Raw genomic sequence first — 23,978 nt, forward strand, 5'->3', positions numbered from 1 at the left:
CTTTAGCCTGAATTGGGGAGAGATTGGATGACAGGCAGGAATGGATGGGCCAGATTTGTTGGTTTTAAAATGTTGCGACTTGTATCTCTATTGGTTGGAGTCAGTGTGTTGTCTTTTATATTAATGCAATTCTCTCCTGTTGATCCGATCGAAGCTTACATTGGTGGAGACATGATCAGGGTAAGCGCCGAACAGCGCAGTTTAATCGAAGAACGTTGGGGATTGAATGAATCTCCCGTGGAACGATTACTAACCTGGGGACAAACGCTGATTCAGGGAGATCTGGGGACATCAATGATCTACAGACAACCTGTAGCGGATATTATCCAGGAACGATTCATGAATTCTGTCGCACTTATGGCTGTAGCTTGGATATTATCTGGCATCATTGGTTTCACTCTTGGTGTAGTTGCCGCCATGAGACGGGATTCGAAGCTGGATCGCCTGATCTGTTGGTATTGTTATACGCTGGCTTCCACGCCAGTATTCTGGATTGCGCTGTTGTTGCTGATGGTATTTGGTGTGTGGCTTGGATGGCTTCCGGTTGGGCTTGGAGTACCCGCCGGGATGTCAGCTGATCAGGTTACATGGGGAGATCGGGTTATTCATATGATTTTGCCAGCGTTGACTCTCAGCCTGACCGGGGTAGCCTCTATTGCTTTGCATACCCGGCAGAAGCTCACAGATGTGCTCGAGTCAGATTATATTCTGTTTGCGAGAGCGCGAGGTGAGCGTGGATTTCAGCTGTTCCGTCGACATGGGTTCAGACATGTTGTTTTGCCAGCCATCACGCTGCAGTTTGCTTCGTTCAGTGAACTGTTTGGCGGGGCTGTGCTTGCAGAGCAGGTATTTTCATACCCTGGCCTTGGTCAGGCGACGGTTCAGGCGGGGTTGCGTGGAGATGTTCCACTGCTGCTTGGACTTGTGATGTGCAGTGCGATTTTTGTTTTCACAGGTAATATGGTTGCCGACATTCTGTATCGCTTGATTGATCCACGGATGAAGGAGGAGCTGATGTCATGAAGCAGACGGTAGAACGCTCCTCCGAGCAGACGACAGAAACAGCCAAAATACAGAAAGTGAAAACTGCGAATCAAGAGGTACGGTACAACATTAATACCGGGTCTCTACAAGCTGGGAATGGAACAGGAACATCACGCCCATCGAGAAAAGATTATACGGCTGCCAGAGACCAAAATTTCCGCAACCCTCGCCAAAGAGCGGTGATCTGGGGAAGCCTCGCGGTGATCTGGATTGCCGTTGTGTGGTTGACGGGCAGACTGCTTCCCACTGGTTCTACGCTGACTTCACTAATGGATCGGAATTTGGCTCCAACCTGGGCGCATCCATTTGGCACAGATTGGCTCGGAAGAGATATGTTCATGCGTACGTTAAAAGGATTGGCAACCAGCATTCAAGTGGGATTGCTTGCTGCATGTGGTGGCGGATTGATCGCACTGCTGTTGGGTTTGACTGCCGCTTCAAGCAAGGCTGCTGACCGGGTAATCTCATGGATTATCGACCTGTTCCTGAGTGTACCTCATCTGGTATCGCTAGTTATGCTGGCCTTTGTATTCGGTGGAGGTTTGGCAGGAGTTGCGGCAGCGATTGCACTCACTCACTGGCCGAATCTGGCTCGGATTGTAAGAGCGGAGATGATTCAACTGAAATCCGCAGAATATATTCAGATTTCACACAAGTTAGGCCAATCGCGGTTACGAATTGCAGTGCAGCATATGCTGCCACACCTGGTTCCACAGCTGTTCGTGGGCGTACTGCTAATCTTTCCCCATGCAATTCTGCATGAGGCAGCTATTACGTTTCTGGGGCTGGGGTTGTCCCCGCAACAACCGGCAATCGGAATTATTTTGTCCGAGTCGATGAGATATTTATCTGCTGGCATGTGGTGGCTCGCCTTTTTCCCGGGACTGGCATTGTTGTTGGTTGTTCGTGCGTTTGATGTATTGGGCAATAGTCTGAAGACGTTGACGGGTACAGGTAGTTCGAGGGAGGTGAGGTAAATATGGCTCTTCTTGATATTGAGGGAGTGTCGGTGTCATTTCGGCGCGCTCACGGCTGGTTTGGGTACGAACAGACTTATGTCATTCAGAATCTGGATCTTTCCATAAACGAGGGCGAGATCGTGGCTGTTGTAGGCGCAAGCGGATCGGGTAAAAGTGTGCTGGCGCAGGCCATCATGGGCATTCTGCCTGCCAATGCCAGGTTGGAGGGGCGTATTAGCTATGGTGGCGAGCCTTTGACCCCAGACCGACAGCTTCATCTGCGTGGTGATGAACTGATGTTGATTCCACAATCCGTCAGTTATTTGGACCCGTTGATGAAGGTGGGGAGGCAAGTTGAACCGGTAACCCGAAATTCGGGACGAAAACGCGGGTTTGTAACTCGATCCCATATGAAAAAGACGGAGCAGGAGCTGACCGAGCGGTATCATCTTCCTCAAGGAACAGCCGGGAAATACCCGTTTGAGTTGTCCGGAGGAATGGCAAGGCGGGTGTTAATGGCTACAGCGACCTCAGGTCAGCCCAAGCTGATCATTGCGGATGAGCCAACACCAGGAATCCATCCCGAAGTGTTGGCCGAGACGATGAAGCAATTTCGCAAGCTTGCAAATGAAGGCGTAGGTATCCTATGGATTACGCATGATGTTACGACAGCGCTGACGGCTGCCGATCGCATCGCTGTATTTCACGCGGGGACCAATGTAGAGGCGGCGCAGGTGGATGATTTTAAAGGGAATGGAGAACGTCTGCGTCATCCATATACAAAAGCGCTCTGGAATGCGTTGCCGCAGAACGGATTTCAGCCACTCCCAGGCTCCCAGCCGTTGGCAGGTCAAGAGATCACCACAGGCTGTTCATTTGCTCCCCGATGTAGCGTAGCAACCGTTGCATGTACCCGCGAACGTCCAGAGCTTCGTAAGGTACGGGGCGGAGAAGTGAGGTGTTTCCATGTCACTTGAAGCACGGGACGTGAGTTACCGTTACGATCCGAAATCGTGGGTGTTCCAGCAGATGAATATGCAGGTGAAACAAGGCGAAGTCGTGGGCTTGTGGGGACCAAGTGGCTGTGGAAAAACAAGCCTTGGACGCATCCTTGCAGGATATGCCGAACCTGTAGCAGGACAAGTACTTCTGGATGGGAATCCACTCCCACGTACAGGAGTATGTCCGGTTCAGCTGGTATTCCAGCATCCGGAGAAAGCTGTGAATCCACGCTGGCGAATGCGTCGTGTACTTCAGGAGGCGTCTGTGCAGGATGAACAGTTGCTCGAAGCATTGGGTATTCAGCAGACCTGGTTGGACCGCAGACCGGGTGAATTATCCGGTGGAGAACTGCAACGTTTCTGTGTGGCGCGAGCGCTTGGTACAGCGACACGTTACGTGATCGCAGATGAGATGACAACGATGCTGGATGCGATCACTCAGGCACAGATCTGGCATACCGTGATGGAAGTGGCTCGCCAGCGTGATCTGGGATTACTGATCATAAGCCATGATCGGGATTTGCTGAACAGGTTGTGCGACAGAATTACACCGATGCCGATATCGATGTCACTGTCACTGTAATTTTAATTATATTCGAATAAATAAATGGATCGAATACAAAAGGGATGCCCCTTGTGCAGTCATTGACCATGAATATGAGTCATGGACTTGACTACGGGGCACCCTTTTTTCTATTTTGACAAATATTCACCATTTAACAAACAGTACACGTTTTGTTCGCAACGTACATAGATGTAACTGACAGCTTATTTGCCCGACACATTGCTTAACAACACAGATAACCTGCGCATCGCCTCTTCAACCGTGGAACGTGGACAGGCTACATTAATGCGCATGAACCCTGTACCCTCCGTTCCAAAGAAGCTCCCGTCATTGAAAGCAAGCCCTGCTTCATGAAGCAGCATATTGCATAGTTGTGCATGTGGGATATTCAGCTCCCGGAAATCCATCCATAACAGATAGGTCGCTTCGGGCAAATGCATTTTGATCTGTGGCATATGTTCCGCAACATATTGCTGTACATACTCCATATTTCCACGGATATAGGCAAGGCACTCATCCAGCCATTCCTCGGCATCATTGTAAGCAGCTTCGGTTGCAGCAGCCCCCAATGTGCTGATATTGGCAAGTCCCATCGTTTTTACACCCTGCGCGAACGATTCCCGCAACTTGGCATTGGGGATGATGATATTGGATGTGCAGAGGCCAGGAATGTTGAACGTTTTGCTTGGAGCCGTACAGATGATGCTTAGATCAGAGACGGCGTCCGAGATCAGGGTCAGTGGTGTATGAGTTCCGCGCTGATGAACAAGATCGGCATGGATTTCATCTGAAACCATCAGTACGTTGTATTGCAGACACAATGACGTAAGCCCTTCAAGCTCTTCACGAGTCCATACCCGTCCAACCGGGTTATGAGGACTGCACAGAATCAGCATTTTGACCCGACCGGTCTGTAAGCTGGATTCCAGTTGTTCCAGATCCAGCGTGTAATGACCGTTATTCTCTACCAAAGGATTGGTGATCAGTTCACGGCCCTGACCACGTACTACTTCATAGAAGGGCGCATACACCGGAGTTTGGATGACTACAGCATCTCCAGGATCGGTGAATCGTTGTACAGCAATGCTGAGTGCAGGCACAATACCTGGAGTGAATACGATCCAGTCATCGTTAATTTTCCAGTTGTGGCGCCGTTCCATCCAGCCTGCAACAGCTGCATGATACGCCTCAGTCCGCACTGTATAACCAAAAATCCCGTGTTCCATCCGTGTTTGCAGGGCCTGAATGACGGATGGTGGAGCAGCAAAATCCATATCGGCCACCCACATCGGAAGCGCATCAGCGGCTCCGAAGATATCCTCAAGCGCATCCCATTTTTCTGATCCGGTAGAGATCCGGTTAATAGGTTGGTCAAATGTACTGTTATTGTTGTTCATCGTATTTAATCCCCCTTAAGTTCCGTTCCTTCGACCACAAATCGACAAATAATTATCTAATACATTGGTTAATTTCGCAACTATTGTGCGTGTATGATTAGCTTCATATGTATGGTCTGGAATTCAGGACTTTATTCATATAAGAACAACTTAACGAGCGAGAGTACAGCGGGAATACGACAAAGACTATTTTTGTACGCCCTTGGTCCTGTTTTGTCCGTTTATCGTTTACAACCTCTTGTCAGATGCTATTATATTGCTAACATTTGGTGGAACAACGGGCTGTTATCCGAATAAGCTCGTACCCATACATGATGAGCATAATTACATGAGTCTTTCGCGTACATCGAGCGATCGCTTGAATCGTATTATGCATAAGGCTGACATTTGAACTCAGGAGGCGTTTAGAGATGAAAAGCAAAAAGTGGTTGGTTGCTGCGGGTGTGTTTGGCATGGTGTTAACCGGATCGGCAGGTGTATATGCAGGTACACAACTGGAGACAATCAAAGCTTATCTGAACCATGGGCTCGCCATCGAAGTGAACGGACAGAAATTTACACCGACAGGTGACCAGGGCAAAAAGCTTGCGCCAATTACATATCAAGGCAGTACATATCTTCCCGTTCGTTCGATTGCAGATGCGTTGAAGACCGAAGTGAAGTATGATTCCCAAAACAATAAAGTAAGCATCGGTTCTTCAAGCTCTTCTGGTGGGTCAACATCCACAGGCAACAGTGGATCGACATCGCCCTCAACAGGTACAAACACACAGGCGGCAGGAGTGAAGTCCAAGTATCTTCCGGCTGATTTCCCATTACCTAAGGATGCGAAGGCAACAAGTCTCATTGAGAACATAATGGATGGTGACAAAAAAGTAGTGCTCACCTACACAACCAAAGAAACGTTGCTAACCGTTGGAACATCCTACAAAGACTACTACCAGACCAAAAACTTGAGTCAGAACACTCAGGATATCCAGGCAGACGGCTTCAGCATCGTGGGGCGTGAAGATGGCAAATATGCCGTAACCATCACAGGTTCGGTGTCTGCAACCAACAAGGATCTGAATGAAATCACCGTAGTGTGGGGCGAAGAGTAATCTTTCCTTCCATAAAAGGTGAACAGCCAAAGCCGCCCGTTGAAATCATAACAGATTTCATTGGACGGCTTTTAGGGTTGTATCCATATCTGGTTCTATAATCTGAACTAATAGTCTAAATATTAGTCCGTTACAGGTACTCGTTGAACCATCCGGCAATATGCTCCAGACGGCGTACCCTCAGATGAGGATGACCTCCACGGGACAACTCGTGGTTTGCCCCTGGGAAACGAACAAGTCTTGTGGTCTGCTTGCGCCGTTTTAATGCAATGAACAACTGCTCGGCTTGTTCAATTGGACACCGCAGATCCTGTTCGCCATGCAAAATGAGCAGCGGAGTACTGACGTTTCCGACATAAGCGAGCGGGGAATGTTTCCATAGTTTTTCCGTGTCATCCCACGCGTTACCGCCAATCTGGTCTTCCGTGAAGAAATATCCAATGTCACTTACACCGTAGAAGGATAGCCAATTGGAGATGGAACGCTGGGTAACAGCCGCCTTAAAGCGGTCCGTGTGTCCTACAATCCAGTTGGTCATGAAGCCACCATAACTGCCCCCGGTTACGCCCAATCGTGATTCATCGATAAACTCATACTGGGACAGGGCATAATCCACACTCTCCATGAGATCGCGATAATCGCCACCGCCATAATCTCCGCGACAGGCGTCTACAAACTGCTGCCCGTATCCGAGGCCACCGCGTGGATTGATATACACAACAGCGTAGCCTTGTGCGGCGAGAATTTGGAACTCGTGCATAAACGTAAAACCATACATCATGTGCGGGCCGCCATGAATCTCCAGAATGGTCGGGATTTTGACCCCGTCAACCATGCCATGAGGTTTTATAATCCATCCTTGCAGCCGCAGGCCATCTGAGGAATTAAACCAGAAGGTTTCTGGTGTACTAAGGTGGATCTCATCCTCAAGCTGTGGATTGCTGCGGGTGAGCTGAATCGGTTCTACCTCAGGATCTTCTGGTTGTTCATATATATATAGATCACCAGGATTTAGTGTATCGGCTACAGCGGCAACGATCTGCCCGTTTTCCAACTCGGCAAATTGATAAATCTCCCGTTCGTCAGGCCATATATAGTCGGCACTGCTGCCGTCTCGAGCGAATTTGGCGATGCGTACACTACCATGGATGGTCGCCAGACAGAAGATTGAAGAACCATCCCTGCTGAATACTGGCCCCGTGGTTGTCAGATGTGAACGCATGTCGCCAACAATGCTGTGATTCAACTGTACGTCCCAATCCGTGCTCAGACATACGAGTTCACCACCTGATATCTGAAGGGTGTACAACTTCACAAGCGTGGCATTTCCATAGGAACGGTCACTGGCGAGCAGTGCAAGAGATTGTCCATCCGGTGCAAAGGCCAGTCGGCTGAACGTATACCCTTCCGGGGTCAACTGTTGCACATCCGATCCGTCTGCTTTGGCAAGGTACACATGATTAGTCAGGGTGTAATCATTATGGTCCTCGCCTTCTTCAGGCATCTGCGCAATCCAAGCGATGGATGTTCCGTCCGGGGACCAGGCGTAGTCTCCGACGTCATAATGACCTGTAGTTACAGGAATTGCTTCCGCATCGATCGGTGCGAGAGCGAAAAGGTGGGAACGTCGACCGTTCCACAATCCACTGGCATCTGACTTCATGCGAATCCGGTCTACGACATGTTCTTGCAGCAGTTTGGGTTTATCGTCTATAGGATCTGTATGTTCTGATTCTTCATTTCCGCTCATATCCACGGATGATTTCACAAGCAAAGTATGACCATCTGGTGACCAGAGTAGGGAACTGACGCCATGTTTCAGGTGACTGATTTGCTGTGCTTCCCCGCCATCTGATGCGATAATCCACACTTGGGATTTCCCATCAACCTCTCTTAAAAAGGCAAGCTGAGACCCATCGGGCGACCAGGCAGGGGAATGATCCTTCTCACCAGAGGTAAAGGGCCTGTCCTTCTGACTCCCCAGATGCAGCAGTCTTAGGTGAGAACAATAACCGTCACGTGCTTCATTCGTTTTCCGGCTTACATATACCAGTTGTCCGCCTTGAGGGGACGGAGTTGGATCATTAACCCATGTAATCTGATAAAGATCTTCCGATGTTATGCCGCGCTGACTCATCATTGTTTGTCCTCCCACCATGAATTAGAATTGGTTAATTTCCTAACCTTTCCATTTATATTAACGGAAAGCAAGGGACAGGACAATAAGTGTAATGAGGGAGGGGGAAGACATTTAACAATGTATATTCATTGAATTAAATATTTGCACGTAACGTAGAGGACAGAAATAACCTGAAGAAGCGGAGCGTTCGCCTAAAAGCTTTCTGAAAGAAAGCTGCATCGGAAGCATAGGCTATCCCCGGATTTTCACTTTGAAAAAGTGGAATCGAAAAATCTGGGGATAACAGCGATCGGAAGGTTGTTCTGTCATCGGAGTGGCCGGTGCAAACATTCTTTAGTTCAATTCATATAGGTGTGTTAAAAGGATTTGCTCGAAGGATGACGAATCCTAATGTTGAATAAGCGCAGAAATGACGAAAAACGGTCTAATTTTAATGTTTAACATTGGTGAATTTGGTTTAATGTACAATGCAATTCCTGTTCTACATTTCAGGTATTTGGTTCTTAGCCATTCGTTTATATAGAACTCGTATGATTCAGTCGCAATGGAGGAGGAACGTCACGTTGAGCACATCCTATGAGCAACATGTGGAATATCCAAACCGGAAACGAATGGCGTGGCTTACGGCAGGGGCGGCACTCTTTGTGGCAGCCGGATTTTTTTTGATTTTTGATCGTTCTTCAGTTACGAATGATTCCATCCTTTCGGATGTGATTGGACTTCTATCCATTTTGTTTTTCGGGCTATGTTTCTGTTACAGTCTGGTAAAGATGATTAAGAAGGAACCTTCTTTTGTAATCGATGAGGATGGGTTTGTGGATGCATCTTCTTATACCGCAGGAGGAGCAGTGGCCTGGAGAGACGTTGAGAATATTTTTATGTATGAATTGATGGGACAGAAAATGATCGGGGTCAAGTTGCGGGACGAGAAAGCCTTTCTGGATCGCCAGAACGGGATGAAACGCAAATTGATGACGGTCAACAGTAATATGGTCGATGCAACCATCAGCGTTGCCCAGAGTAGCCTCACAGTTTCGCTGGATCAATTGTATATCATGATGATGAGCCACTGGAGACATGTGAGTGATAACATGATTTATGATTCGTATAATCGTCGTTAGAGAGGTCAGAATGTCCATAAGTCTTCAGAATGGAGGAATATAGATGATGCATGGTAATCAAACACGCACGATTCTACTTCCGGATGGAACTGCACTGCCTGCGATAGGACAAGGCACATGGAACATGGGAGAGAAACAATCCAGCCAGCAAGAAGAAGTACGGGCACTGCGTTCCGGTATTGAACAGGGAATGACCGTGATTGATACGGCGGAGATGTATGCAGAAGGTGGGGCAGAGGTTATTACGGGAAAGGCCATCTCGGGCCATCGTGACGAAGTTTTTCTCGTATCCAAAGTGTATCCCCATCATGCGGATCACAAGCAGATGATTGCCGCTTGTGAGCGTAGTCTCACGCGTCTTGGTACAGATCGTCTGGATCTGTATTTGCTTCACTGGCGTGGAGGAGTACCGCTCGAAGAGACGGTTGAGGCTTTGGAACAATTGAAGCAATCCGGTAAAATCATTCGCTGGGGTGTATCAAACCTGGATACAAGGGATATGCAGGAGTTATGGAGTCTGCCGGAGGGGTCTCAGTGCATGGTGAATCAGGTGCTGTACCATGCAGCATCGCGAGGTATTGAACATGATCTGCTTCCCTGGATGCGGGAACGGAGCGTTCCTGTAATGGCGTATTGTCCACTGGCACAGGGTGGCAGACTTCGAAGTGAATTGTTGGAGCATCCCGTCATTCAGGAGATTGCACAGGGTCGAGGAGTTACAACTTCGCAGATCGCATTAGCCTGGGTGATCAGGGATGGAGATGTGCTGGCGATTCCCAAGGCGGTGCAGCTGAATCATGTGGCAGACAATGCAGCAGCAGTGAATATCGTTTTGACACAAGAGGAACTCGCCCGTTTGGATGAGGCATTCCCTGCACCTAAAGGCAAAGTACCTCTAGATATCGTGTAGCTGGCTCTTTTTTATTGGATAAGCATATGAATAAGATAACAATACGATTAATAAAGTTATGCAGAGCAGATCTTCACGATCTGCTCTTTTTTTTGTATGGATATCGATAGCAGAAACTTGCCCATCAATTGAGCGAATATATATTTAAACAAATGGGCTTTACAACACTATTTCACTAGTGTACTATGTAACTAACACACCAGTACAGAGAGGAGCGAGAGCTTTGTGACTATAGAATTTGATAACAATTTACCAATCTATCTGCAGATCATGCAGTACATCAAGAGACAGATTGTAACCGGGACACTTCAGGCAGGTGACAAAATTCCTTCGGTTCGTGAACTGGCGGCTGAACTACAGATCAATCCAAATACAGTACAACGGACATTTCAGGAGCTTGAGCGGGAAGAAGTGGTCGAAACCAAACGGGGCTTGGGCAGATATGTGACCAGTGAGGAGCGGAAGATTATGACGATCAAAAAAGAGATGGCCGGTGAATTGCTGGAACGCTTTCTGACCGGAATGCAGGAACTGGGGATCGAAGAGCAGGATATCTTATCCATCGTAGCCGATGCCGTTGCGGAAGGAAAGGGAGGAACAACGCATGAGTAACATCCTTGAACTGAACCAGATCAATAAGACATATGGCAATAAGAAAGCGCTCAGTAATATTACATTGGATATTGCTCCAGGACGAATCGTAGGTCTGCTGGGTAGCAACGGTAGTGGAAAAAGTACGCTCATGAAGCTGGTTGCAGGGTTGTTACATCCGAGCAGCGGAACGATTCAAGTCACAGGTAAGCCTGTTGGGCTGGAGACAAAGGCGCTGGTTTCATTTATGCCGGATCGTCCATTAACCGAGAAGTGGATGAGAGTGCGGGATGCGATTGCGTATTATCGCGATTTCTATGCTGATTTTGATGAGGAGAAGGCGCGGGAGATGCTTGACTTCATGAACCTTGTCGAGAGTGACCGGGTACGACATCTGTCAAAAGGTATGAATGAACGACTACAACTAACACTGGCACTTTCTCGTAAGGCTCGTCTGTATTTGCTGGATGAACCGATTGGCGGAGTAGATCCGGTTGCGCGTGGCAAGATTCTGGATGCGATCGTCAAATTCTATGATGAAGAGAGCAGTCTGATCATCTCCACGCATCTTGTGAATGATATCGAACGGATTTTTGATGAAGTTGTCTTTATTCGCGAGGGTGAGTTGGTGATGCGGGAAGAAGTGGAAACGCTCCGTCTGAAATATGGGAAAAGTGTGGATGAGATGTTCAAGGAGGTCTATGCGGAATGATGACATTATTGAAATATGACTTTAGAAGGAACTGGAATACACTGTTGGCGGGGCTAGTTATTTTGATTATCGCGCAAGTGGGACTTTCCCTTTTCGTGTCTGAGGTCACAGGGATTGTGCTTGGCATTATGGGATATGTTGGAGTAGGTGTGGCTATTTATGTGAAAATGATCAAAACATACACGTCCAATATACGTTCTTATAATCGCCGCCTTTTACCCGTAACGGGCCTGTCACATGTGTTGTCTCCCTTGATCTTTGGAGCCCTTTGCGGGTTGGGGTTAGTCATTATATTCGCGACTCATGCCTACATCTATATCTCAATGAAGCTACGAATGAACATGGCTACCAATATTGATCTTTCGGGTCTGCATGTCTCGGATTATATTAGTTTGTTGCTGTTTAGCGCATGGGTTATGGTATTCATGACCGTCATTATCTTCCTTTCGATCTCGATTGCAGGCAGCTTCCGTTGGAGAACGGGGCCATGGATTGGAATCGTTGCATTCTTTGTCCTCGTTAATCTGCTTGGCTGGTTGGAAAATATCATTACGACAGGACGTTTTAGTCCAAATGAGATGTTCCGGTATACGGAAGAAAGTACAGGTATTGCAATCACAGCCAATGGTGTACTATGGTCGGACGGCATGTGGGGAAGCATTGTATTTGAAGTCATTGTGGCGGTCATCTTGGTGTGGGCTACCATTTACCTGAACAACAAAAAAGTCGAAGTCTGATGACAGGATAATTTGAACGTGATGCGAGCAACCAGGGTTGCTCGTTTTTTTACATCCAGTAATAATCCACTTTTTGAATCCATTACCATTAATTATACGTATATATAAATATATTGTGTGCTTGAGGCGAGAATAGGTTAAAGAGAACAAAAGGATATGTAAGCGAAAGGAGGAAGCGTTATGGAACTATACTTCAGGGATAACTTTTTTAACGCGGGTTACACCGAGATTATGAATCCGAATCAGGAACAGGCCGGGCATCTGGATTTGAAAAGTGTCTTTGGTTCTTCGCTCGATGTATCGGATAACACGGGATTGGTCTGCAGCGGCAAATTTCGCATGTTAACGAATCGTTGGGATATCACTGCAGCAGATGGGAGACATCTGGGTGTGTTGCGGGCGAGATTCAGTTTTTTTAGTAAAAAGTATGAATATGACGCAGGATCACGCGGTACATATGATGTGTCTGCTCCAGCATTTTCGCAGGAATATGATATAAGTGGCAGTGGTGGCCGCATCGTGGCCAGTTTCCGTCGCACCAGCGGCTGGTTTAGTTCAGGGGCATTTGTATTAGATAACCAGTCGGAACAACTGGACACGTATGAATTAATTGCAGTGGTCATGGGCGTGCACGCGATTAACAAAAGACGGAACTCGGCTGCCAGCAGTGGTGGAACCTAGTTTAGGCGCATGTATAGCAAAAAGGTTTGGATGAGATCATCCAGACCTTTTTTTTCGTATATGGATATGGATATGGATATGGATTTGGCTTTTGAGCAATAGTTATGGTTAACCCACTCTTACAAAATCATTGACCATCGGCTTTCGCAAGAGAGCCTTCCTCGCGTTGGGGGTGCTGAACTTCATTGGAGTGTTTGGGATGCATATCAGGATCTTTTTCTATATAACGGGCCAATGCCTTGGCAGCTGTTTCGGACATTCGCTCCCGCAGTACTGTGTGGTCAGCAATTCGAACCCGTTTGCCGAGAAAACGCATTTTGGATAAGACGTAATCCATCTCATTGCGCGGAACGGTCAGCTCGATCCGATATGTCTGCTTGGCTTCCAGGTACTCGACCTGTTTTTCGAAGCAGGAGAAGGCATAGAGGATTCGGGACAGCTCCTGATTGAACTCGGGCAGTACCTCGATGGTGATGGTCGTTTTACGCTTCTCTGTTATCGCAGCAATTCGGGCAGTGTAACCCGAGGCGGTATCCGGTTCAACCGGTTGGGCTTCCACGGTAACGATGCTGTGCAGCTTGGTCGACATGAGTTTGTCGAAGCGAGGAGCATACCAGAGCACGTACCATTCTTTTTTGACCATGGAATACTCCAGTTTATACGGGAAGCCGAATTCATCATGGCTCGTGCGTCCATTGCGGACGCGACCCGTCATGCGAAATCCCTGATGATGCAGAATGATTAGCCGTAACTGTCGAAGTAGTGGGTGAGAGACACTGTTTTCTTCGCTTTTGGCTTTTTCGGTCAGGTAATCTTGAAGGTTCAGGTCCTGCTCACTATTCAACATATTGTGCATTTTATCCAACGTTACAGGGCTCAGCGCTTCTCTCGTAGCAGGGTGATTCAGCATCATGCGAAGCCAGGCCCGTTCCTGTGAGGTCCAGGTGAACAGTCCGGTTTCATTCAGTCGTGTCATCATCTGATAGTTGAACATCTTCTCGAACAGGTTCATAATATTCCGCAATCTCCTTCCATTCCTTGATCATCTCTTGGCGTAGTCTCTGAGGTGCGATTACTTCACAGCTTGAGCCAAAACTCCGCAACCACGGTTTGATCTCAGTGGTACCGTTGACCTGGATTTCGTAGAGAAAGGTATGATCCGTTTCGGGTATAATTTTGCCCCATTGACCTTGCAGACGAACCCGATCCAGAATAAAGTTGCGCTGACCACGCTCCGGGTGGAAAAAGCGAGCTTGAACCGTCACGGTATTTCCCGTATCCACGAGCCAACTGTAGCGACTAATGTCGGTCCACTGCTGCTTCAGTTTGAGCATGTATTGCTCTTCTACTGAATCCTGTTCCTCCAACTGTGTTATGCCTTCCATGCGGAATTTCACAAAGCCGCGCCGGCCCTGATATCCAATTACATACCAACGACCATACTGATGGTCATAGATCACTTCAAGGGGCACGATCCGGTTGGATCGACCACCTGCTTCCCGTTCAAAGCGCGGATTCGTATTCTGTGAACTGTAGCTGGATGGTTTTTTCGGTGAATAGTATAGGAACTGCACACGTTTACGCTGACGAATCGCACTAAGCAGCGTGTAGAGATGAGCTTCGTCCAGGATACGAGAATAATAGTGATACTTATAGATATAGGGCTCGGTAGCTTCTTCTTGCGGGAAACTTGCCGTAATGGCTTTTTTTAAACTGTCGCGCAATAAGTACCCCTGTACGGAAGGAACCTGGGTGTTCGCCATCATATCCACAAAATCATACAACTCCAGCTGTTCCTCCACTGTTAATTGGGTAAGGACGTCCTGTTGTAAGGCATATTGATATGGCCTGCCACCCGGCTCTTTTCGAATAACCCCAACCTCTTCCAGATACTTTAGATCGGAACGAATGGTTTTCTCGTCAGGTAACGCCAGATCCTCCGGCAGATCAGCACAGCAGGCGTCCAGCAGTTCCATCGCGGTCAGGGTTTTATGTTGTAAGGTATGCAAAAGGACAGAAAGCCGCTGAACTTCAGTCTCTTTCATCGACTTGGCGCGGAAGAGGAAGAGCAACATAGGCTCTGCCGACTCCCCGTATTGGAAGCGGACGAGATCTGCCATTTCCCGGCCTGCTTCGGCACTTGAGCGTTGGTCGGCGACGGTCTGCATGATTTCTTTTAATCTGCGATTGGTTTTATCAAAGGTATGTACGGATATGCCAAGCCGCTCGGCATATTGTTTGCGGTTATATGCACCGCTTGTTAGGGATAACATGCGTAAGAACTGAATTTCTTTGTCAAAACTCTCTCTTGCCATGAACATTCACTCCTTGTTATCCCTTCATTGTAGCAGGATGAGTGGCAGGTTTCATTTTAAACTTATGATGGTCGCCATACTTTCGCCATGTTCGCGTGCAGATGTGTGAGGCATAATAAGGTTGTGAAGCGGGGCAGCAACAAACGCTGCGGATCAAGGTTCCGAGGCGCCAGGGAGGGTTACTTCGACTGTTAATCGACCAGGTCGTTGGTTCGAATCCAATCGCCGCCGTACATGGCGGTGTAGCTCAGCGGTAGAGCGGGTATTATACCTTCCCACCTTTTTCCTCGGAACATTTTATTATGGAATATCAGTAAATAGACTCACACCGGGAGGTCATGAGTGATGAGCAGAGCGAAACAATTATTTAATCAACCTCAGCCAACGACACGTAATCATGGGGGCTACGGAGCCTATGAGCGATTGGTGGAGGAACAATATATACAGATGTTGATGACCAATACTTTGAACAATACGTTCTATGCAGATACCCAGCAACTGATGGACGATGCGATGGTCAGTCATCAGGAGATGGCTGAGGTCGATGCAGGGTTTATGGCGCGGGCGCTGGTCTATGCTCGTAATGAAGGTTTGATGCGGTTACAGCCTCTATACGGGCTGGCACTGCTGTCCAAAGTGGATGTGGATCATTTTGCAAAGGTGTTCTCCCAAGTCGTACAGACACCGGCTGATTTGGCTGATTTTCTGACCATTCTGAGAGGATTGGGTCGGGGGCAGGGCGGCCGAGCGGTGAAGCGTCAGGTGAGTCAATTTTTGAACGGCATTACTGAATATTGGGCGATCAAATACAACGGGCGTGGGCGTGGATACAGTCTGGGCGATATGATCGCTACAGCACATCCCAAGCCGATAGATACGAAGCAAAAAGCCTTATTCCGTTATTTGCGCGGGCATGAGGTGGATCTTACGGAACTTCCGCAGTTGCAGGCGCTTGAAAAGCTGAAAGCTACCCCAAACCCGGCAAGCCGGATGCATCTGATCGAGAAAGGTAAACTCCCGTATTCGGTGGTCACCTCGATCATGCAACCGACACGTACGGTGTGGGAGGCGTTAATGTCACAAATGCCGACTTTTGCGTTGCTGCGCCATCTGAATGCAATGGATCGTGCGGGTGTTTTTGAGAAATCGAAAAATATCGATTACGTAACAGGTCGTCTAACGGATGCAGAAGCCCTGCGTAAGTCGCGCATCTTACCTTTCCGATTCGCCAGTGCGTATGAAATGATTGCGAGGGAAGAACTGCGGGATGCTTTGCGACAAGCGGTAGAGCTATCCATTGGCAACCTACCAACGCTGCCGGGAAGAACGGCTATTTTCCTGGATCGTTCCGGTTCCATGCAAGGGGATTATTTACGGATTGGTTCGGTGCTGGCACTGGCGCTTTATAAACAAACAAGAGGTAACGCACTGTTCTGGTTATTCGACCATATGGTTGAGGATGCTCGTCCCAAGATGGATGAGAGCATCCTTTCCCAAGCTCACCTTATTCGCGCACAAGGTGGAACAGACACCGGTCGACCGGTGCGGGAACTTCGGGATATCGGAGAAAAAGTGGATCAGATCATTATGATCACCGATGAACAGCAGAATGAAGGCAGCCCGTTATATGCTGAGCTTGAGCGATATCGCCGGATGATGAATCCGGAGCTGAAGGTATTTATTGTGGATATAGCACCTTATCAGCAGGCAATGGTACCGCCACGGGATGGCAAAACCTTTTACATCTACGGTTGGAGTGAAACGGTATTGACGTATATTGCCGAGACTGTGGCAGGATATGATACACTCGCGAACCGGGTGAGAGAGATAGAGATTTAAATTGGGGAATTTGGAGGGGACGGACCATGACCTACGTTCATGAAGAAATGAGAGATACGATTAGACAACAGCTGAAGCAGATTGAACAGGAGGAGCAGGTAAGGATCATCTATGCCTGTGAATCTGGCAGTCGGGCGTGGGGGTTTCCTTCACAGGATAGTGATTATGATGTTCGTTTCTTGTATGTAAGACCGCTGGAGTGGTACTTGTCGATTGAGGATAAAAGGGATGTTATCGAACGCCCCATCAGTGATCAGCTCGATATTAATGGTTGGGATCTGCGTAAGGCTTTGAAGCTGTTTCGCAAATCAAATCCACCGTTACTGGAGTGGCTGCAATCCCCCATTCAGTATGATGAACAGTATAACGTGGCACAGCATATCCGTGCACTGTCGCCTTTGACCTTCTCGCCCAAGTCCTGCATGTATCATTATCTCAATATGGCAAAGGGGAACTTCCGCGATTATTTACAAGGTGAGCAGGTGAAGATCAAAAAGTATTTCTATGTTCTAAGTCCATTGCTCGCTTGTGGCTGGATTGAACGTTATGATGCGATGCCACCGATGGCATTTGAAGAGCTTGTGCAAGAACTTGTACCTGCGACTACGCCGCTATATATGGAGATTCATGAATTGCTGCGCCGGAAAAAGGCGGGCGAGGAACTGGATCTGGAGCCGCAACTGCCCGCAATACAGGCTTTTTTGGCGGAGAAGATTGAGCATTTTGAACAACTGGCCGGCCAGATGGAGAATGAGCGGATTATTCAATTTGAAGAATTGGACCGGATTTTCCGTTTGGCACTGCAAGAAGTATGGGGGAACAATTAGGACGTTTCTTCTCACCCAGGCAAGCGATTCGATGATGAATGTCCGCGTCCGAATGTTTTATAGTCCAGGTCGGCTGGCTGATTGTGACGAATTGCAATTGCTAGGGAGAGTATGTTCTAAGGAACACAGGACGTCTTATATGGCCTCCAGGGTGCCTTTTTAAAATGTAAGGAACATGGGACACGTTATTGTCCGAAAAAGTCGGATAAAAGGCTGGAAAATGGCGGTTTAGCCCCATATAGCGTGACTTGGGTTCGTTAGGTTTCAAGGGGGCTTCTCATCATGAAATAAGACGCCAGCGATTCGTTAGCGCTCCATCATGCACTTGTGCTGCTTTGGCTCAGGGACGTTTAAGTACGCTTGGGCTTTCAGCAGGTTTGCAAGAAACGCACTAGTGCGTGACGACATTTTTCATATATAAGGAGGAGAACTGATGCATCTGATCTTGAAAGCAAGCGGCGCTGACGCGGGGGTTGTATCCCATTTATTAGCGAAGAATCCGCTGAATATATATGACCGCGTAGACAAAGGTGTGCGTGTAAGAATGGTGTACACTGCGGCTACAGAGAACGAAACAGAAGTACTAATTCATGCCGAGCCTGATCCTGTGGATCTGGTCAGAGGTACACCTGATGGGTATGACATTACGCAATATATCAATGATCGTGAGTTCGTGACCAGCAGCTTGTTCTGCTCCTACATACGTGGGGCGCTAGGGACGGCCTTGAATGGTAAGCCCAAGGAAGACTATGTGCAATGGGTAGGTCATGCTTTTGAGTTGGAACTGACCTTTGGACCAGTGGCTTCCGATCTGCCGGATCGAGTTGTGGAAGAATTATTCTCGCCATTAGGATACGCCGTTTCGGTGGAGCGTGGAGAACTATCGTATTCATTTGATCTGAAAAATAAAAGCACGGTTCGCCATATCATCCTGCGTGGACGTAATACGGTACAACATGCACTGCGTCAGCTTTTTCTACTGATTCCAGTGCTGGATAATTACAAACATTATTTCATCAGTGAAGATGAGATCGATAAAATCAAACGGTATGGTGAAGGGTGGCTGGATGCTCACCCACTGAAAGAACTCATAGTGAAGCGTACGCTACGTTTTACCGAACTGATTCGGCAGTATGAGCGTCAAGAGGGTGCTTTGACTGTGTCCTTTGGACAGGACAGAGGAATAGGCCACACCTCGGAAGCGATTATTCAGGAGAATAAAGCAGGACATCAGGAAGAAGGAGAACAAGAGCACCTGGGGTCCGAGTCCGATAGCGATGAGAAGCAACTGAATGCAGATTCTAGAGGTCCAGGTGAAGGTACGGATGCAGATACAGAGATAGAAGATGGTGATGCAAAGATTGCTGATGTAGATACAGGTACAGCTGGAGGAGATGGCGGGCAATCTGAACAATCTGAACCTCCTGTGCGGTTAAACGAGTTGCGTTATCGTGCGATTACAGATGTGGTTGCAGCGTTGCCAGTCAAACGGCGCATTGTTGATATGGGAGCGGGTGAAGGCAAGCTTTCTGCCCGTTTGGCGTACATTCCCGGTGTGGAGGCAATTCTGGCCGTTGAACCTTCCGGTCAGTCGCGGCTCCGGGCCATGGAGCGCTTTGCTAAGTTGGAGGGTCGTTCAGGAGTGGTGGCTATGCCGGAACCAATCATCGGTTCACTGTTTTATTTTGACGAGCAGATGCAAAACCAGGACGTCATGATCCTGTGCGAAGTGATTGAGCATATTGAGGAATATCGTCTAAACGGAATTATGGATACAATCATGAACGAATATCAGCCAGAAGTGCTGCTGGTCACTACACCAAACAAGGAATATAACGAAGTGTATGCTATGGAGCAGGAAAGCTTTCGCCACCATGATCATCGCTTTGAGTGGACCCGTGCGGAGCTGGTTTCCCGGTGTGAGGAATGGACGCAACAAGGGAACTATGCCTATGAAATTAAAGGTATCGGTGAGCATGCAGAAGGTTATGGAAAACCTACCCAACTGGTCATTTTTGAGCGGAGAAAGGAGAGCCAATCATGAGGAGAATAATAACACCGAACGAAATCTCGGATGTAGGCAGAGGGCAGCAGGATAGGGAAAGTGGGACGGAGGAAAGACAGCGTGAGATTCATCTACCCAACGCAGGCATTGTCGTTCTTGTCGGCCCGTCCAACAGTGGCAAAAGTACGTTGCTGGATCGTCTTGTTGCAGAAAGCGTCATTCGCCGCACGGAAGCCGTCTCATCCGATCAATTCCGCATGCTGGTTGGAGATGATGAGTATGTGGATTGGAAACACCGTCCCCGCAGTGAAGCGGATGTGATCTATGCGGAGTATCAGCAAGTATCGGCCAAAGCATTTGAAGCGATGGAGGCGATTCTGGCAACCCGCTGCCGCCTGAACAAGCTGACCTGGGTGGATGCGACACATCTGTATCCCGAGGATCGCGAGCGCCTGATTCAGGTGGCGAGAAAGGCTCATGTGCCTGTGATTGCTGTCGTGTTGGATATTCCGGAAAAAGAACTACTGGAACGTGATGCCCAGCGGGAGTATCCGCGTGGCCGTCAACGGGTGAAACAACAGGTGCAGCAGTTCAAGCGCACATTACGCTCGATCCGTGAGGATGGCTTTGATGCCAGTTATGTGCTGAAGCGGCCAGATGAGATTACGTTTGTCCGCACATCCAATCCGCTGGTGACTGACATGGGTACAGGTATTGATATCATCGGAGATATTCACGGTTGTTATGATGAAATGATGGAATTAATCGTGCGCCTCGGATATGTGGACAAGGACGGAAGTGGCCTGTACCGTCACCCTGAAGGACGCAAATTGGTCTCCGTTGGTGACGTAACGAGCCGTGGACCTGAATCGTTAAAATGTCTGTTGTTCTGGCAACGTCATTGTGCCGCCGAGCTCGCCTACATGATTGACAGTAATCACGGCTGGAAGATCGCACGTTATCTGGATGGTCGAGACGTTACGCTGAGTCATGGTGACGAACGGGTGGAGATGGAACTGCTACAGTTTGAGCAGGAGCACGGCCAAGAGACAGCAAAGCGAGTACGTGCAGAGCTTAGGACCTTTCTGCTTGATGCACCATCTCATCTGGTCTTTTCCCGAAATGGGGTAAGACAGGTGGTTGTGGCACACGCAGGGATACGAGATCATTTTATCGGAAAACAGTCCAAACGTATTCAGGATTACTGCCGGTATGGCGATGTGGAAGGTACGGATGAGCAGGGTCGGCCAGTGCGCAAGGATTGGTATGTGGATCACAATTCGGGTGAATGCATCGTCTGGGGACATGATCCCCGTCCATATCCTACGATTGTGAATGATACGGTCAACATTGATCAAGGTGTCGTTTTTGGTGGCATGCTCACTGCTTGGCGAATGCCAGAACGTGAGGCAGTCAGTGTTCCGGCGAAGCAGGATTATTCTGGAGATCCGGATAGTCCATTAAAGCGCTGGGAACAGCGGCGTTTTGCTCCGCCAAACATACGTAAGTTCAAGGAGGGTTTCACAGTTCAGACAGCATCCAAACTCGACGTGTCTGTGCACGGTGAGGTGGCGAAGACGGCGATTGATACGTTTTCCCATTATACTGTGCCGCTGGAAGAACTGCTCTACATCCCGCCTACGATGAGTCCGCCCCCGGGTGTCTGTTCTGTAGAGGGGTATCAGGAGCATCCACAGGATGCGTTCCAGTATTATCGCTCACAGGGCGTTACCCGTATGGTTGCCGAGAAGAAACACATGGGCAGCCGGGCCATTTTACTTCTTTTCCGCGATGAGCAAGCTGCGGTGCAGCGAGTGGGCCGACCTATGCTGGGGAACATTGTGACACGGACAGGCCGATCCTTTTTTGACCCTTCAACAGAGCAAGATGTGCTGTCAAGGTTACATACGGACTTGACTGCAGATGGGTATTTTGATCGTCATCAGACGGAGTTCGTACTGCTCGATGCAGAGATTGTACCTTGGAATCTGAAGGCGCGTGAGCTGATTGCTTCACAATATGCACATGTGGCCGAAGCTTCGCTCATGGATCGCTCTACGGTGCTGGACAAACTGCGCGAAGCTGAAGCGGCAGGTCGTAATGTAGATGACTGGTTGCAGGAGACAGCAGGTAAACTCGCTAATGCGGAGACATTTCGCGATGTATTCCAGAAATACTGCTGGGATGTGGATGATATCGGAGATATTCGGATTGCGCCGTTCCACACACTGGCACATAGCTCAGGAGCATTTTGGGAGCAAACGCATGAATGGCACATGGAACAAAACCGTGAGTTTGCCCGGATATCAAAATTGATGATGAAGACGGAATATCGCGTGATTGCAAGTGAGGCAGATGAAGCGGATGTCATTCGTTGGTGGGATGAGATTACGGCGGAAGGACATGAGGGGATTGTGATCAAACCCGAAACATTCCGCGCCTGGAATAGCAACAAAATCATCCAGCCTGCGATAAAAGTACGAGGACGTGCATATTTGCACATCATCTATGGTATGGATTACCTGGCACCCGACAATCTGTCCCGGCTTCGTAAACGCAAAACGTCCAAAAAAGAACGTCACGCCTTAATGGAGAGTGCTTTGGGCATGGAGGGGATCGAGCGCTTTATACGCAGAGAGCCAGTGGAACGAATTCATGAATGCGTGCTGGCGACGCTTTCGCTAGAATCAGAGCGAGTAGACCCGCGTTTGTAAACTGTTATGTGAAAATAAATTTTGTTATTAACCTATATTGTATGGGTAATTATGGTATGATACTCTGGCCAAACTAATTGCTGGAGGTTATCCGTATGCGTATCAAATTAATAAGCAGTTTGCTTGCCATTTTTATGATTTTTGCTACTGTTGCATCTGCCCATCCGGGAAGAACAGATGCAAATGGGGGACATACCTGTCGAACCAACTGTGCAAAATGGGGGCTGAAACAAGGGGAATATCATTATCACAACGGAGGTTCTTCTTCGAGTTCCAAATCTTCCTCTTCAAGTTCATCCAGTTCAGGAAGTACCAAGAAAAGTAATAAGTCTTCAACGGCAACCCAAAAGAAAGCCACTCCTAAACCAGAATATATCAAGTCTGCTATTCAGGTGAAGGTGAATGGTTCCAAGGTTATTTTCACCGAGTCTCCAATTATAATGAATAACACAAATCTCGTACCTCTGCGTGAGATGGCCAAAGCAATGAAAGCCAAAACGTCTTGGGACAGTAAGACTCAGACCATTACCGTTACCAAAGACAAGTACAAGCTAATCTTTACCTTGGGCAGTAAAAAGGTGAAGGTGAACGGAAAAGAAGTCACCCTACAGGCAGCACCCAAGGAAATTAAGGGAACGACGTACATTCCCCTCAGAGTTTTGGTAGAAGGGCTTGGGGCATCCCTCACTTCATCTGGTAATACGCTGACGGTGAAAGTCAAATAATAAGAATAAGAATTCATAAAGAAGCAGGTTAGGAGTTTATCCGGCCCTGCTTCTTTTTTTGTATATGAACTTCGTTAAAGCGAAACCTTATCAGGCCATTTTACTTGGCGCTGCAACTTTTGACATGACCTGGATCAGTCGGTATGAGCAACGGCGCGAATCTCAATCAGTTGATGAGGGAAGGCCAGACCCGATGTCCCAACCATCGTAACAGCCGGACGATGAGTACCAATATACTCTTTATACACAGCAACACATGGCTCAAGATGCTCCTGCGGGTGAACCAAAAAAATCTCCAGTTCAGCAATGTTCGACTTGGTCACGTTAAATCCTGCGAGCACGCGATCCAAGTTATTCAATGTCTGGCGAACCTGTGCTTCAATATCATCGACACCAATAAACGTTCCCTGCATATCATGCGAAAATTGTCCTGCAATGTAGATCGTACCGTTAATGCTGTATCCCTGAGCAACGCTAAATGCTTCTTCCCACGGGACACCGTGGCTATATATTTGAGCTGTAGTCATAAGTTTCTCTCCTTTGGGAATTCAAGATAAGGTTAGTATAAACGGAGAAAAACGACTTGGGCAGTACG

At 48.1% G+C, this 23,978-nt stretch carries 21 protein-coding genes; 16 read left to right on the plus strand and 5 right to left on the minus strand.

The features are described 5' to 3' along the window. The first annotated feature begins 27 nt into the window (after positions 1-27). Genes MHI55_RS06040 through MHI55_RS06055 form a run of 4 tightly spaced genes read left to right on the plus strand, consistent with a single transcriptional unit; the run spans position 28 to position 3,587 of the window. Positions 28-1,023: an ABC transporter permease gene (locus MHI55_RS06040; protein ID WP_047841855.1), complete on the plus strand. Its 996-nt coding sequence runs from the start codon at positions 28-30 to the stop codon at positions 1,021-1,023. Then, positions 1,020-2,021 carry an ABC transporter permease gene (locus MHI55_RS06045; RefSeq protein ID WP_143781115.1) on the plus strand — a complete coding sequence of 334 codons (1,002 nt, stop codon included), beginning with the start codon at positions 1,020-1,022 and terminating at the stop codon, positions 2,019-2,021. The genes MHI55_RS06040 and MHI55_RS06045 overlap by 4 nt, the downstream gene beginning before the upstream one ends. Before the next feature lie 2 nt (positions 2,022-2,023). Beyond that, positions 2,024-2,980 carry an ABC transporter ATP-binding protein gene (locus tag MHI55_RS06050; protein ID WP_340389292.1) on the plus strand — a complete coding sequence of 319 codons (957 nt, stop codon included), beginning with the start codon at positions 2,024-2,026 and terminating at the stop codon, positions 2,978-2,980. Then, entirely contained in the window at positions 2,970-3,587 is a 618-nt protein-coding gene (locus MHI55_RS06055) for an ATP-binding cassette domain-containing protein (RefSeq protein WP_101314178.1), read from the plus strand. The genes MHI55_RS06050 and MHI55_RS06055 overlap by 11 nt, the downstream gene beginning before the upstream one ends. Before the next feature lie 185 nt (positions 3,588-3,772). Here MHI55_RS06055 and MHI55_RS06060 read toward each other — a convergent pair whose 3' ends face one another. Then, on the minus strand, positions 3,773-4,966 hold the full coding sequence (locus MHI55_RS06060) for a MalY/PatB family protein (protein ID WP_340389294.1): 1,194 nt from the start codon (positions 4,964-4,966) through the stop codon (positions 3,773-3,775). A gap of 410 nt (positions 4,967-5,376) precedes the next feature. Here MHI55_RS06060 and MHI55_RS06065 point away from each other — a divergent pair, with 410 nt between their 5' ends. Continuing rightward, complete coding sequence (locus tag MHI55_RS06065; RefSeq protein ID WP_051449838.1) at positions 5,377-6,066, plus strand: stalk domain-containing protein; 690 nt, start codon at positions 5,377-5,379, stop codon at positions 6,064-6,066. A 130-nt stretch (positions 6,067-6,196) separates the two neighbouring features. On the opposite strand, the gene MHI55_RS06070 is transcribed toward MHI55_RS06065, so the two are convergent. Next, positions 6,197-8,206 (minus strand): S9 family peptidase, encoded by a 2,010-nt coding sequence (locus MHI55_RS06070; RefSeq protein WP_340389296.1) that lies wholly within the window; start codon positions 8,204-8,206, stop codon positions 6,197-6,199. Positions 8,207-8,769: 563 nt separating this feature from the next. On the opposite strand from MHI55_RS06070, the gene MHI55_RS06075 reads away from it, so the two are divergent. The 6 genes from MHI55_RS06075 to MHI55_RS06100 all read left to right on the plus strand — a co-directional run bounded on the left by MHI55_RS06075 (position 8,770) and on the right by MHI55_RS06100 (position 12,958). After that, positions 8,770-9,327 carry an STM3941 family protein gene (locus MHI55_RS06075; protein WP_340389298.1) on the plus strand — a complete coding sequence of 186 codons (558 nt, stop codon included), beginning with the start codon at positions 8,770-8,772 and terminating at the stop codon, positions 9,325-9,327. A 43-nt stretch (positions 9,328-9,370) separates the two neighbouring features. Beyond that, positions 9,371-10,237, plus strand: coding sequence for an aldo/keto reductase (locus MHI55_RS06080; protein ID WP_340389300.1), 867 nt, complete (start codon positions 9,371-9,373; stop codon positions 10,235-10,237). A gap of 225 nt (positions 10,238-10,462) precedes the next feature. Further along, the gene (locus MHI55_RS06085) at positions 10,463-10,849 is read left to right on the plus strand and encodes a GntR family transcriptional regulator (protein ID WP_036606428.1); all 387 of its coding nucleotides are present in this window, start codon (positions 10,463-10,465) and stop codon (positions 10,847-10,849) included. Continuing rightward, a complete protein-coding gene (locus tag MHI55_RS06090; protein ID WP_340389302.1) occupies positions 10,842-11,540 on the plus strand; it encodes an ABC transporter ATP-binding protein in 699 nt (232 codons plus the stop codon). Before MHI55_RS06085 ends, MHI55_RS06090 begins: the two co-directional genes overlap by 8 nt. Beyond that, on the plus strand, positions 11,537-12,277 hold the full coding sequence (locus tag MHI55_RS06095; protein WP_339197522.1) for a hypothetical protein: 741 nt from the start codon (positions 11,537-11,539) through the stop codon (positions 12,275-12,277). Before MHI55_RS06090 ends, MHI55_RS06095 begins: the two co-directional genes overlap by 4 nt. Positions 12,278-12,457: 180 nt before the next feature. Further along, on the plus strand, positions 12,458-12,958 hold the full coding sequence (locus MHI55_RS06100; RefSeq protein ID WP_036672424.1) for a hypothetical protein: 501 nt from the start codon (positions 12,458-12,460) through the stop codon (positions 12,956-12,958). Positions 12,959-13,085: 127 nt separating this feature from the next. Here MHI55_RS06100 and MHI55_RS06105 read toward each other — a convergent pair whose 3' ends face one another. Together MHI55_RS06105 and MHI55_RS06110 are read right to left on the minus strand one after the other, a co-directional pair. Further along, positions 13,086-13,970: a WYL domain-containing protein gene (locus MHI55_RS06105; RefSeq protein WP_340389304.1), complete on the minus strand. Its 885-nt coding sequence runs from the start codon at positions 13,968-13,970 to the stop codon at positions 13,086-13,088. Beyond that, positions 13,918-15,273, minus strand: coding sequence for a WYL domain-containing protein (locus MHI55_RS06110; protein ID WP_036606433.1), 1,356 nt, complete (start codon positions 15,271-15,273; stop codon positions 13,918-13,920). The genes MHI55_RS06105 and MHI55_RS06110 overlap by 53 nt, the downstream gene beginning before the upstream one ends. 345 nt (positions 15,274-15,618) lie before the next feature. Between MHI55_RS06110 and MHI55_RS06115 the strand changes: the two genes are divergently transcribed. From MHI55_RS06115 to MHI55_RS06135, 5 genes are all read left to right on the plus strand, one after another. After that, complete coding sequence (locus MHI55_RS06115; protein ID WP_036606435.1) at positions 15,619-17,112, plus strand: TROVE domain-containing protein; 1,494 nt, start codon at positions 15,619-15,621, stop codon at positions 17,110-17,112. 26 nt (positions 17,113-17,138) lie between these two features. Further along, positions 17,139-17,939: a nucleotidyltransferase domain-containing protein gene (locus MHI55_RS06120; RefSeq protein ID WP_340389306.1), complete on the plus strand. Its 801-nt coding sequence runs from the start codon at positions 17,139-17,141 to the stop codon at positions 17,937-17,939. 433 nt (positions 17,940-18,372) lie between these two features. Continuing rightward, positions 18,373-19,983, plus strand: a complete 1,611-nt coding sequence (locus MHI55_RS06125; protein ID WP_340389308.1) for a 3' terminal RNA ribose 2'-O-methyltransferase Hen1 — start codon at positions 18,373-18,375, stop codon at positions 19,981-19,983. Next, positions 19,980-22,658: a polynucleotide kinase-phosphatase gene (locus MHI55_RS06130; protein WP_084650413.1), complete on the plus strand. Its 2,679-nt coding sequence runs from the start codon at positions 19,980-19,982 to the stop codon at positions 22,656-22,658. Before MHI55_RS06125 ends, MHI55_RS06130 begins: the two co-directional genes overlap by 4 nt. Positions 22,659-22,753: 95 nt before the next feature. Continuing rightward, a complete protein-coding gene (locus MHI55_RS06135; RefSeq protein ID WP_036606441.1) occupies positions 22,754-23,383 on the plus strand; it encodes a copper amine oxidase N-terminal domain-containing protein in 630 nt (209 codons plus the stop codon). Between the two features lie 134 nt (positions 23,384-23,517). Here the strand turns inward: MHI55_RS06135 and MHI55_RS06140 are convergent, their stop codons facing one another. Next, positions 23,518-23,910: a RidA family protein gene (locus MHI55_RS06140; protein ID WP_036606444.1), complete on the minus strand. Its 393-nt coding sequence runs from the start codon at positions 23,908-23,910 to the stop codon at positions 23,518-23,520. Positions 23,911-23,978 lie beyond the last annotated feature (68 nt).

The sequence above is a fragment of the Paenibacillus sp. FSL E2-0151 genome, from assembly GCF_037993015.1.
GTDB classification, from domain to species: Bacteria; Bacillota; Bacilli; order Paenibacillales; family Paenibacillaceae; genus Paenibacillus; species Paenibacillus amylolyticus.

Coding starts and splice junctions, on each gene's coding strand:
- MHI55_RS06040 (WP_047841855.1), top strand. CDS start 28: ATGACAGGCAGGAATGGATGGGCCAGATTTGTTGGTTTTAAAATGTTG.
- MHI55_RS06045 (WP_143781115.1), top strand. CDS start 1,020: ATGAAGCAGACGGTAGAACGCTCCTCCGAGCAGACGACAGAAACAGCC.
- MHI55_RS06050 (WP_340389292.1), top strand. CDS start 2,024: ATGGCTCTTCTTGATATTGAGGGAGTGTCGGTGTCATTTCGGCGCGCT.
- MHI55_RS06055 (WP_101314178.1), top strand. CDS start 2,970: ATGTCACTTGAAGCACGGGACGTGAGTTACCGTTACGATCCGAAATCG.
- MHI55_RS06060 (WP_340389294.1), bottom strand. CDS start 4,966: ATGAACAACAATAACAGTACATTTGACCAACCTATTAACCGGATCTCT.
- MHI55_RS06065 (WP_051449838.1), top strand. CDS start 5,377: ATGAAAAGCAAAAAGTGGTTGGTTGCTGCGGGTGTGTTTGGCATGGTG.
- MHI55_RS06070 (WP_340389296.1), bottom strand. CDS start 8,206: ATGATGAGTCAGCGCGGCATAACATCGGAAGATCTTTATCAGATTACA.
- MHI55_RS06080 (WP_340389300.1), top strand. CDS start 9,371: ATGATGCATGGTAATCAAACACGCACGATTCTACTTCCGGATGGAACT.
- MHI55_RS06090 (WP_340389302.1), top strand. CDS start 10,842: ATGAGTAACATCCTTGAACTGAACCAGATCAATAAGACATATGGCAAT.
- MHI55_RS06095 (WP_339197522.1), top strand. CDS start 11,537: ATGATGACATTATTGAAATATGACTTTAGAAGGAACTGGAATACACTG.
- MHI55_RS06100 (WP_036672424.1), top strand. CDS start 12,458: ATGGAACTATACTTCAGGGATAACTTTTTTAACGCGGGTTACACCGAG.
- MHI55_RS06105 (WP_340389304.1), bottom strand. CDS start 13,970: ATGAACCTGTTCGAGAAGATGTTCAACTATCAGATGATGACACGACTG.
- MHI55_RS06110 (WP_036606433.1), bottom strand. CDS start 15,273: ATGGCAAGAGAGAGTTTTGACAAAGAAATTCAGTTCTTACGCATGTTA.
- MHI55_RS06115 (WP_036606435.1), top strand. CDS start 15,619: ATGAGCAGAGCGAAACAATTATTTAATCAACCTCAGCCAACGACACGT.
- MHI55_RS06120 (WP_340389306.1), top strand. CDS start 17,139: ATGACCTACGTTCATGAAGAAATGAGAGATACGATTAGACAACAGCTG.
- MHI55_RS06125 (WP_340389308.1), top strand. CDS start 18,373: ATGCATCTGATCTTGAAAGCAAGCGGCGCTGACGCGGGGGTTGTATCC.
- MHI55_RS06130 (WP_084650413.1), top strand. CDS start 19,980: ATGAGGAGAATAATAACACCGAACGAAATCTCGGATGTAGGCAGAGGG.
- MHI55_RS06135 (WP_036606441.1), top strand. CDS start 22,754: ATGCGTATCAAATTAATAAGCAGTTTGCTTGCCATTTTTATGATTTTT.
- MHI55_RS06140 (WP_036606444.1), bottom strand. CDS start 23,910: ATGACTACAGCTCAAATATATAGCCACGGTGTCCCGTGGGAAGAAGCA.